The organism is Pseudomonas sp. PSE1(2024), from assembly GCF_050990555.1.
Classification (GTDB): Bacteria; Pseudomonadota; Gammaproteobacteria; order Pseudomonadales; family Pseudomonadaceae; genus Aquipseudomonas; species Aquipseudomonas aphyarum.
Genome location: NZ_CP158967.1, coordinates 2,948,396 through 2,959,014, shown reverse-complemented (window position 1 = coordinate 2,959,014; position 10,619 = coordinate 2,948,396). Strand labels below are relative to the sequence as shown.

The 10,619-nt window shown below is 62.9% G+C and carries 9 protein-coding genes and 1 pseudogene; 5 read left to right on the top strand and 5 right to left on the bottom strand.

Annotation, left to right across the window (positions count from 1 at the left end):
- Nucleotides 1-222 precede the first annotated feature (222 nt).
- Together ABTV87_RS13415 and ABTV87_RS13410 are read right to left on the bottom strand one after the other, a co-directional pair.
- Nucleotides 223-1,140, bottom strand: a complete 918-nt coding sequence (locus tag ABTV87_RS13415; protein WP_221533788.1) for a LysR family transcriptional regulator — start codon at nucleotides 1,138-1,140, stop codon at nucleotides 223-225.
- A gap of 100 nt (nucleotides 1,141-1,240) precedes the next feature.
- Nucleotides 1,241-2,440: an MFS transporter gene (locus tag ABTV87_RS13410; protein ID WP_433899732.1), complete on the bottom strand. Its 1,200-nt coding sequence runs from the start codon at nucleotides 2,438-2,440 to the stop codon at nucleotides 1,241-1,243.
- 308 nt (nucleotides 2,441-2,748) lie between these two features.
- Here ABTV87_RS13410 and ABTV87_RS13405 point away from each other — a divergent pair, with 308 nt between their 5' ends.
- The 4 genes from ABTV87_RS13405 (at nucleotide 2,749) to ABTV87_RS13390 (ending at nucleotide 7,975) form a co-directional block, all read left to right on the top strand.
- A complete protein-coding gene (locus tag ABTV87_RS13405; protein WP_433899731.1) occupies nucleotides 2,749-4,008 on the top strand; it encodes a c-type cytochrome in 1,260 nt (419 codons plus the stop codon).
- Nucleotides 4,005-4,478, top strand: coding sequence for a (2Fe-2S)-binding protein (locus ABTV87_RS13400; RefSeq protein ID WP_433899730.1), 474 nt, complete (start codon nucleotides 4,005-4,007; stop codon nucleotides 4,476-4,478). The genes ABTV87_RS13405 and ABTV87_RS13400 overlap by 4 nt, the downstream gene beginning before the upstream one ends.
- Complete coding sequence (locus tag ABTV87_RS13395) at nucleotides 4,475-6,712, top strand: molybdopterin cofactor-binding domain-containing protein (RefSeq protein ID WP_433899729.1); 2,238 nt, start codon at nucleotides 4,475-4,477, stop codon at nucleotides 6,710-6,712. Before ABTV87_RS13400 ends, ABTV87_RS13395 begins: the two co-directional genes overlap by 4 nt.
- 147 nt (nucleotides 6,713-6,859) lie before the next feature.
- Nucleotides 6,860-7,975, top strand: coding sequence for an alkene reductase (locus ABTV87_RS13390; RefSeq protein WP_433899728.1), 1,116 nt, complete (start codon nucleotides 6,860-6,862; stop codon nucleotides 7,973-7,975).
- A gap of 65 nt (nucleotides 7,976-8,040) precedes the next feature.
- Here the strand turns inward: ABTV87_RS13390 and ABTV87_RS13385 are convergent, their stop codons facing one another.
- Both ABTV87_RS13385 and ABTV87_RS13380 read right to left on the bottom strand, forming a co-directional pair.
- The gene (locus ABTV87_RS13385) at nucleotides 8,041-8,466 is read right to left on the bottom strand and encodes a cupin domain-containing protein (protein WP_433899727.1); all 426 of its coding nucleotides are present in this window, start codon (nucleotides 8,464-8,466) and stop codon (nucleotides 8,041-8,043) included.
- Nucleotides 8,467-8,598: 132 nt separating this feature from the next.
- A complete protein-coding gene (locus ABTV87_RS13380) occupies nucleotides 8,599-9,486 on the bottom strand; it encodes a transcriptional regulator GcvA (RefSeq protein WP_433899726.1) in 888 nt (295 codons plus the stop codon).
- A gap of 108 nt (nucleotides 9,487-9,594) precedes the next feature.
- On the opposite strand from ABTV87_RS13380, the gene gstA reads away from it, so the two are divergent.
- Complete coding sequence (gene gstA, locus ABTV87_RS13375; RefSeq protein WP_433899725.1) at nucleotides 9,595-10,209, top strand: glutathione transferase GstA; 615 nt, start codon at nucleotides 9,595-9,597, stop codon at nucleotides 10,207-10,209.
- Between the two features lie 155 nt (nucleotides 10,210-10,364).
- Here the strand turns inward: gstA and ABTV87_RS13370 are convergent.
- Nucleotides 10,365-10,556 (bottom strand): annotated as a pseudogene (locus tag ABTV87_RS13370) (hypothetical protein); the annotation flags it as partial.
- Nucleotides 10,557-10,619: the final 63 nt, after the last annotated feature.

Sequence of the window (10,619 nt, the reverse complement as noted above, 5' to 3'; positions counted from 1 at the left end):
CCGTCGCAGCCGTTGGTAATCGCTGGATCATGGGGCACCGTTACCTGTATGCCGTTCGGCACCATTGCTAACCGTAGCTGAGAGAAATGCAGGGGGAAAAACCAACGAAAATCTTTGCAGTAAAACCGACACGCGGCAATCAAACGAAGGTGTTAAGGGAATGGAGCACTGCCGGCGGGAGAACCCTGACCCACCAATAGCGCAGCGTCAGCAAACGGCAATCTAGCGTTGACTAGATGGATCCGTCGCCAGAATTTCCGCCAGAAAATCAATGAACACATTGATACGGCTGGAGCCCCGGTGATTCGGCAGGTACAACGCATTGATGCAGCAGCTCGCATTACCGGGGTTGACTTCATAACCCTCCAGCAGCCGCGTCAACCGACCGGCCTCGACATCGGCGCGCACCAGCCAGTCGGCCAGCAGCGCCACCCCGCGCCCCGCCACCGCTGCTTCGCGCAGGATATCGGCGTTGTTGCTTTGCAGGCGGCCATGGACATTGAGCTGGATGGTTTCCTCGTCGCCCTGGAACGTCCAGTGCTGGTGCGAACCAGCGTAGTCGAAGCGCAGGCATTGCTGCTCGAGCAAGTCTCGTGGATGCGCCGGAACAGCGTGAAGGCTCAGGTAATCCGGACTCGCCACCACCCAGCGCTGGAAGCCGCCCACCCGCTTGCTGACGATATCGTCACTGACCACCGACGATCCCAGGCGCACCGAGACATCGATCTGCTCGCTCAGCAGATCGCTGACCTGATCGCTCAACGACACACTGATTTCAAGCCCCGGATGGCGGTCGAGCAATACCCCCAGTTGCGGTGCAATGATCTGTCGGCCGAATTCGACCGGCACGCTGATGCGCAGGCGTCCCTGCGCCTCGCTGCCACGGTCGGCGACAACCGCGTCGGCCTCATCGATGGCATCGAGAATGGCCACCGCTTTCTCGAAATAGGTTTGGCCGGCGACCGTCACGCTGGTGTTGCGTGTCGTGCGATTGAGCAGGCTGGCGCCCAATTCGTTTTCCAGCCCTGCCACCTGGCGTGTCACCGAGGACGTCGAGATGCCGAGTTTGCGCGCCGCCGAGGAATAACCTCCGCAACGGACGGTTTCAACGAACATCTTCAGTGCCAGCAACTTGTCCATAAGTGGAGCCCGATCGAAAGGAAACGGTGATGATTGTGCATCACCGTTCGCCAATCGTCTTGTAGGACCGTGCTTCATCGGACTCAGCGGTGCCTGCGGTTCAGGCATCGGCCTTGCGGCTCAGGAACAGCGCCAGGGCCAGTGCTGGCAACAACGCCACGGACACGGCGGACAGGTTCCAGCCAAATTGTTCGTAGAGCGGACTGGCGACCAGCGATCCCAGCGCGCCGCCGACGAAGATGCTGGTCATGTACACGGCATTCAGACGTGCCCGGCTGTGCGGATCGATGGCGTACACCTCGCGCTGGCCGAGCACCATGTTCAGTTGCACGGCGAAATCCAGCAGCACCGCGCAAACCACCAGCCAGACATAGCCGCTGCCCGGCAGCGCGGCGATCAGCAAGGAGGCTGGCGCCAGCAACAGTGCCACGAGCGTCCCGCGCCGACCGTGCCCGGCATCGGCCAGCCGCCCGGCAATTGGCGCTGCGACCGCGCCGACAGCGCCGACCAGGGCAAAAATCGCCACCTGTGCCTGACTGAAACCGTGGTGCCGCATCAGCTCGATCGGTGCGAGGGTCCAGAACAGGCTGAAGCTGGCGAACAGCAAGCCCTGATACAGCGAACGCTGACGCAGAACCGCGTGCCGACGGGCCAGCGCAAACACCGAGCCGATCAGCGCAGCGTACGTCGCCTGATGGCTCGGGACGCGGCGCGGCAAGGCGATCGCCGTGATCAGTGCGATGACGGCCATCAGTGCCGCCGCGCTGAAAAACACACCGCGCCAGCCGAACACTTCCACCAGCAGACTCGACAGTGGCCGCGACAGCAGAATGCCCAGCAACAGGCCACTCATGATGTTGCCCACCACCCGGCCACGGGTCGCCTCGGGCGCCAGATGCGCGGCCAACGGCACCAGAATCTGCACCGCCACCGAAGTCAGGCCGATCAGCAACGACAGGACAAGGAACATCGACGGCGAATGCGTCAGACCGGCGCACAACAGCGTCACGCTCGCCGCGAGGGTAAAGCCCACCACCAGCCGACGGTTTTCCATCAGGTCGGCCAGCGGCACCAGCAACAGCAGGCCCAATGCATAACCGAACTGCGTGAGTGAAACGATCAGACTGGCATTGGCGCTGGACAGGCCGATCTGCGGCGCGATCAGTTCGACGATCGGCTGAGCGTAATAAAGGTTGGCCACGACCGCGCCGCAGCAGAATGCCAGGAACGCGACCATCAGGCCGGAAAGAGAAGCGGATGGTTCGGCCTTGGCCGCCGCTGCCGGATTGCCCGTAAGCATGATGACACCTCAATGAGTTGGGAAAGTGACGCCAAGGCTAAGGGTCGCGCAGGCCTTCGAGTATCCATCCCAAAGGCAATTGAGTGATGCGCCAAATGCAACGACCCTCGGCGTTGCACTTGGCGCAACGTGCTATTGCGCGGTCTGGCAATACTCGGACGTTTGCACCTTCTCTACCCTTGGGCACCTGGCGCAGGGCTTTGCATCGGCGCCCTTCCCCGGTCGTTCAAGGAGTTGTCGAAGATGCCGAATCCGTCCCTCACGCCCACCGCGTGCCTCTTGGGCCAACGCTCATGAACGGCCATTTCATGAGATCCAGAGCGCTGTGGGTCAGCGCGGCAGCCCTCGCGTCGATCGGCGCAATCGCTGCCCTGGCGCTGATGTGGCGGCCGGCAATTGCGCCGGTCGAACGCCCGCAAACCTTCGACTCCGCGCAACGGCAACGCGGCGCACGAGTGGTCGAGGCTGGCGACTGTGCGGTGTGTCACACGCGTCCCGGCGGCCAATACCTGGCCGGTGGACTGCCGCTGGTGACGCCGTTCGGCACCCTCTACAGCACCAACATCACTCCGGATCCACAGACCGGCATCGGCCAATGGTCGCTGCCGGCCTTCGAGCGGGCGATGCGTGAAGGGATCTCCCGCGACGGCCACTTCCTGTACCCGGCCTTCCCCTACGTTCATTACCGACGCATGAGCCAGGACGACATCGCCGACGCTTATGCGTACCTGATGAGCGGCCCCGCCGTGGACTCGCCGCCACAACAGAACCGCATGAACTTCCCGATGAACATCCGGCCACTGGTGTCGTTCTGGAACCTGCTGTTCCTGCACGGAAAGCCGCTGACGCCACTGGCGGAGCAATCGCAGACGTGGAATCGCGGGCGTTACCTGGTCGAAGGTCCGGGTCACTGCGCGGGCTGTCATTCGCCGTTGAACCTGATCGGTGCCGAGAAATCCGGCGAAAACCTGGCCGGCGGCAGTGTGGATGGCTGGGACGCGCCGTCACTGCTGGGCATGGCGCACCGGGCAAACCCGTGGAGCAGCGAACAATTGGTGAGTTACCTGCGAGCCGAAGTGGTCGACGGACACGGCACGGCGGCGGGCCCGATGCGCCCGGTCAGTCTCGGTCTGGCGCGCTTGCCCACAGAAGATGCCCAGGCGATTGCCGAATACCTGCTGAGTCTGCCGGCGAAAACCGCGATCAACGAAATCCCGAGCGTCAGCGCTGAACCTGCGGATCGATCCTCTGGCGCGCTGCTGTTCGCCAGTGCCTGCGCCGGCTGCCATGCCCAAGGCGCGCCGATGCGTGACATCGACGGACGCCCGGCACTGGATCGCACCTCGGCGCTGCAGGCCACCAGCCCGCGCAACTTTGTGAAAACCGTACTCGAAGGCATCCCGGCAGAACCCGGCCAGCCCGGTCCGGTGATGCCCTCGTTCGCCGCCAGTCTCGACAACGCTCAACTCGACGCCCTGGCCGTCTACCTGCGCCATCAGGCCAGCCCCGATCATCCGTGGACCGACCTTCCTGCCACCCTCCAAGCGCTACGTCAGGAGACGAAATGACTCAGATCACCCTCAACGTCAACGGTTCTTCCCAGGCTCTCGAGCTGGAACCCGACATGCCGCTGCTTTATGCGCTGCGCAATCACCTGGGCCTGAACGGCGCCAAGTACGGGTGTGGCCTGGGCCAATGCGGCGCCTGTACCGTCATCGTCGATGACCAACCGGTGTTTTCCTGTCTGACACCCTGCGCCGGCCTTGAGGGCAAAAAGGTGCGGACGGTCGAGAGTCTGGGAACCGCCGAACACCCCGGCTCCCTGCAGCAAGCGTTCATCGACAAGCAGGCTGCTCAATGCGGTTACTGCATCGCCGGGATGTTGATGCGTGCGCAGGCACTGCTGGAAAGCAATCCGCATCCCGACGAACAGACCATTCGCGAGCACATGGCAGGCAACCTGTGCCGCTGCGGCACGCACTTGCGCATCATCGAGGCGATCAGCCTTGTCGCCCGGCAAAACGGGAGTGCGCAATGACGACGATCAACGAGGTCGATCACAGTCGCCGCGCGTTCCTGCGCGGGGGCGCGCTGCTGGTGGCGTTTGCTTTGGTACCGGTCTCGCGCCGCGCCCTGGCTGACACCGAAGTCGATACCCTCGGCACGGTCGTGCTGGCGCCGGACTTGCCCGGCAGCCTGCGCACCAACCCCTGGCTCGATGCCTGGATCCGCGTCGGCCACGACGGCATCACTGTCTACACCGGCAAGGTCGAACTGGGCACCGGGGTCAAAACCGCGTTACTGCAGATTGCCGCTGAACGGCTGGAGGTCGCCCCGACCGCGATCAACCTGCTCACCGCCGACACCGCACTGACGCCCAACGAAGGCTACACCGCCGGCAGCCACACGATTTTCGACAGCGGCACCGCGCTGTTCAACGCAGCGGCGCAATTGCGCGAGATGCTACTGGAGTCGGCCGGGCGCAGCTGGAACGTTGCGCCGGCACTGCTGACGACTCGCGACGGCATCATTCTCGGCCCGACCGGGCAACGCATGTCCTACGCCGACGCCGTGCAGGATGTGGATCTGCACCACTACGCAAAATCCGCATCGCCCTCGATGCCGCCGGCGTCATTCAAGCTCATCGGCCATTCGCTGCCACGTCTGGATATCCCGGGCAAAGTCAGCGGCGGCGCGGCGTTCGTGCAAGACATTCGCCTGCCGGGCATGCTCCACGCCCGGGTCATCCGCCCGCCGCGCCCCGGCTGCACGCTGGAAGCCATCGATATTGAATCGATCAAGAAGCTGTCCGGGGTGGTGCAGGTGATTCGCGACGGCAATTATCTGGCCGTGGTAGCGCGGGACGAATGGCAAGCGATCAAAGCCATGCGTCATGGATACGCCTCGGCGCGCTGGAGCGGCGGACTGGCGACTCCCGAATCGCGCGACATCCATGCGCTGCTCAAGCGCCTGCCCTCGCGTCGTTATCCGATCAGCCATGAAGGCACGCCCCAGGGCGCGACTGCCAACCAATATCGCGCCCGGGTGACCAAGCAATATCTGATGCATGGCTCGATCGGCCCGTCCTGCGCCGTGGCCTGGTTCAAGGACGGCACCCTCACCGTCTGGACCCACACCCAGGGCGTGTATCCGCTGCGCGCCGGCATCGCCGAGATGCTGCGGCTGCCACCCGAGCGCGTGCGCTGCATCCACACTGAAGGTTCCGGCTGTTACGGCCATAACGGCGCAGACGATGCCGCGGCCGACGCGGCGCTGATTGCCATGCGCGTGCCGGGCACGCCGGTGCGGGTGCAGTGGATGCGCGAGCAGGAAAACCTCTGGGAGCCCTACAGCTCGGCGATGGTCACCGAAGTGCAAGCCAACCTCGACGCACAGGGTCGGCTGCAGGACTGGAACTATGAGCTGTGGACCACGCCGCACAACGAACGCATCGTCAACGCCGGGCGCTTGCTGCCTGCACGCCTGCTGGCCCGGCCGTTCGCTTCCGCACCGTCGGTGCCGATCGCCCAGCCTGAAGGCGATGGCGATCGTAACGCGGTGCCGCTGTACACCGTGGCCTCCTCGCGGATCGACATGAACTTCGTCACCGAGATGCCATTCCGCACCTCAGCCATGCGCTCGCTCGGCGCACACATCAACGTCTTCGCCATCGAAGCCTGTATTGACGAGCTGGCCGCCAAGGCCGCAGTCGATCCGGTTGCCCTGCGCCTGGCACACCTGACCGATCCTCGGGCACGGGCTGTTGTGGAAAAGGTTCGCGATGCCGTCGGCTGGCCGCAAAAAAGCAGTGAACCCGGCGCAGGCCTTGGCTTCGCCTTCGCGCGCTACAAAAACATCATGGGCTATTGCGCTATTGCCGTGCGTCTGCGGGTGCATCCGCAGACCGGCGAAGTGCAGATTGACCACGTCGTCACCGCAGTGGACGTGGGGCAGATCGTCAGCCCCGATGGCCTGCGCAACCAGGTCGAGGGCGGGATCGTGCAGTCCACCAGTTGGACGCTGTATGAAAAGGTCGGCTATGACGCCGGTGGCATCCGCAGCTACGACTGGAGCGGATACCCGATCCTGCGCTTCTCGCAAGTGCCCAAAAAGGTCGACGTTCACCTGCTCGACCAGCCGGGGCAACCGTTTCTGGGAGCCGCCGAAATCGTCCAGGGCCCCATGGCCGCCGCCATCGGCAATGCCCTGGCGAATGCCACCGGACGGCGCTGGCTGAACCTGCCCCTGACCCGCTCGCAACAGCCTTCCTGAACCGCGCCACGTTGCATGTCACGCAATGCAGCGTGGCGTCGCGTGTGGATTATCAAGCGCCGGACAGCCGCTTAACGTAGGGCCATCCGGTGTCGGGCCAAATGTCCGACACCGTCCACCAAACTTTTTCGAAGACTGGAGAACCCCATGACACAACAACTGTTCCGTCCCATCACCCTCGGCCCCTACACACTTCCCCACCGGGTGGCGATGGCGCCGTTGACTCGCTCCCGTGCCGGGCAACCGGGCGACATCCCGACGTCCATGAACGCCGAGTACTACCGCCAGCGGGCGAGCGCCGCGCTGATCATCACCGAGGCAACGCAGATTTCTCGTCAGGGCCAGGGTTATGCGTGGACGCCTGGCATCTACAACGATGAACAGGTGCAAGCCTGGCGCGAAGTCAGCCGCCAGGTACACGAGGCCGGCGGCTTGATCTTCATGCAGCTGTGGCATGTGGGCCGCGTATCGCACCCAAGCTTTCAACCGGACAACGCACTGCCGGTGGCGCCGAGCGCATTGCCTGTGCCGGGCACGACTTTCATCGTCGATGCCGAGGGCAACGGTGTCTGGGGCGACGTGCCCGTGCCGCGCGCACTGCAGGTTTCGGAAATCGCCGACATCATCAACGACTACCGCCGCGCCGCCCGCAATGCACTGAACGCCGGGATGGATGGTGTGGAAATTCACGCGGGCAACGGCTATCTGCTGGACCAGTTCATCAACAGCAACAGCAACCAGCGCACCGACGGTTATGGCGGCACCCTGGAAAACCGCGCGCGCCTGTTGCTGGAAGTGGTGGCGGCCGTGGTCGACGAAGTCGGTGCCGACCGGGTCGGCGTGCGCCTGACGCCCATGGGCCGCTTCATGGGCATGGGCGATGAATCGCCGGAGGCCACATTCGGCTACATCGTGCGCTCGCTGAACCGCTGGAAACTGGCCTATCTGCATCTGGTCGAGCCGGCCGTGGTCGGCACCGTCAAGGATGAAAACTTCGATCCGCGCTGGGACGCGATCATCGCTCAGTTGCGTGATGCCTGGGATGGCGTGCTGATGATCGCCGGCGGCTACGACCCCGAGTCGGCGGAACAGGCCCTGGCCGACGGTCGCGCCGACATTATCGCGTTCGGCAGACCGTTTCTGGCCAACCCCGATCTGCCTCGGCGAATCCGCGAAGGCCTGACGCTCAACGCACCGGACCCGAGCACGTTCTTTGGCGGCGATCAGCGTGGCTATACCGACTACCCGGTGCACACCCACTGATACGCTGAACAGCGGACGCAAAAAGGCCTGCCACATCGGCAGGCCTTCTTCGTTTTCGCGGAGCGTTACTGCTTGAGAATCAGCAGTGGCTCGCCCTTCTTGACGATGTAAGTCGCCAGTTCCGAGCCCTTCTCGTTGCCGACGTTTTTCGCGATATGCGCCACACCGGCCGGGATGAACAGTGAGTCCCCCGCCTTGAGCGTCACCGGCGCCTGCCCTTCGAGCCGATATTCGAACGTGCCGCTGATCACGTAAGCCACTTCCACACCCGGATGCGCATGGTTAGGCGACGTGACGCCCGGTTCGAAATCGACGCGAGCCTGGATCACCTCGCGATCTGCAGCACCCAGATCCTGACGGACCAGATCGGTACGGCTCAGGCCTTGTTGCCAGTTCTTCGCAGGTGCGGCGGATGGGGTGTCAGCCGCGTGGGCGAGGCCGGTCAGCGAAACGAATACGGCGGCAGCGGTCATCAGAAGTGTGCGGCGCATGGTGTTGCCCTCTTGAAAGTAGTGATGTGTTGACGACTACTTTGGCCGAGGCATGTACGCGGGATGTGTCCTGAGGTCGGGGTTTGTTACCCGATTGTGTACGGCAGCGGGATTGATACACACGCATACAACTCACAGCACGTCTGACAGCCATTGCCTGAATGCCACGATCTTTTTCGACTCGGCGTTTTCATGGGGCGTGACAAAGTAGAAACCCGACGTGGACTTCAGCCGCAGATCAAACGGCGCCACCAGTCTCCCGGCGCGCAAATCGTCATCGACGTAGGTCGAGCGACCGATGCACACGCCCTGCCCGTCAATCGCGGTTTGCACGGCCATCATTGCCAGATCGAAGGTCAGTCGCGGGCCTTTGGCTGTGAGCGGTGGCTGGCCCGCCGCGTGCAGCCAGTCGTTCCAGTCATTGGCGGTCAGGCCGCTGACTTGCAGCAAAGGGTGATGGGCCAGATCCGCCGGCGTCTTCAAAGGCTTATCGCCGGTCAGCAGTCGCGGGCTGCACACCGGGAAGATCTCGTCGGACATCAGCCAGTCAGCCCGCAGTCCAGGCCATTCGCCGTTACCGTAGCGGATCGCCGCGTCTATCCCGGCCTTGCGAAAGCCCACCAGCTCGGTGGAGGCGCTGATCCGCACATCAATCTGCGGATGCGCTTCGCGAAACGACGGCAGACGCGGCAACAACCATTTGGACGCCACCGACACCAAAGTACTGATGGTCAGGACACTGTTGTTGCTCGATTCCAGCAGCTTTTCAGTCGAGTAACGCAACTCAAGAAACGCCGAGCGGATGCCGGGAAAATAAGCATTGCCCTCCTCGGTCAAAGCCAAACCGTCCTTCAAACGCATGAACAGACGCACGCCGAGTTCATCCTCGAGGCGACGGATCTGATGGCTGATCGCAGTTTGCGTGACGTTCAGTTCTTCGGCGGCGCGGGTGAAGCTCATGTGCCGGGCGGCACATTCGAAGGCTCGCAATCCGTTGAGCGATGGCAGTCGGGGGAGCATATGACCTCTTCAGACCATGAGATTTTGTCATACGCTAGCACTGCATTTGTCCTTTGCGAAGCGGCGCGGCGATAGCGGATTCTGAGGCTCTACCTGCAAGGAGATCCCATGAAACTGTACTTCGCCCCCATGACCTGTTCGCTGTCGCCGCACATTGTGCTGCGCGAACTGGCGCTGCCGTTCGAGCTGATCCGGGTCAACAACCAGACCAAGCAAACCGCCGACGGCCGGGACTTTCGCCAGATCAATCCGAAGGGTTACGTGGCCGCGCTGATGCTCGACAACGGTGAAGTGCTGACCGAGGGGCCGGCCATTCTGCAATACCTCGCCGACCTCGTACCCGGCCATTCGCTGGCCCCGGCCAATGGCACCTGGGAACGTTCGCGTTTGCAGGAATACCTGAATTTCATCAGTTCGGAAATTCATGGCGGCAGCGCGCCGTTGTTCAGCAGCGAAATCCCGGAAACCACCAAAACGATCTTCAAACACAAACTGTTCAAGCGTCTGGATTACCTGAACCGCATTCTCGCGACCCAGCCCTTTCTGATGCAGGCGTTCGGTGTAGCGGATGCCTACCTATTCACAGTGCTGAAGTGGTTGCCGACATTCAGTATCGCCATCGAAGACTGGCCAGCGCTGGCGAACTACATGACGCGCATCGGCGAACGGCCCAGTGTGCGGGCGGCCATTGCGGAAGAGGACGCCACGCAACCGGTTCTCTGATTCGATCGGCTGCGCTAAACGCCTTTAAATGGATCGTCGCGCAATCAGGCGCCCGACTCCGGATCGCTCGCCGGCAGGCCACGCGCCCCTCTGTCTTCATCATCCTTGGCGGTGCTCTGAGGATTGGCGTCGGCGCTTCCTGAGCGGTTGCCGTCCTGCGGATGCTCGGATCCCACCGAATCATTGGCCGCCACATCGCTCATGTCTTCTTCCAGTGGTGCTTCATCGTCCGGCGGCAAGGGGACTGGCGACTCATCCTTGCGGGGATCATGGCCGGTTTCGTTGTCGGTGGTGCGCGTCACGGCCTGTTGTGACAGGTTGCCGGGTGCATTTTCATCAATATCCATGGGGTTCTCCGTTCTGGTGCGCAATGTTCGTACCTGAAGGTGTGAAACGAGTGAGTGGTGCTT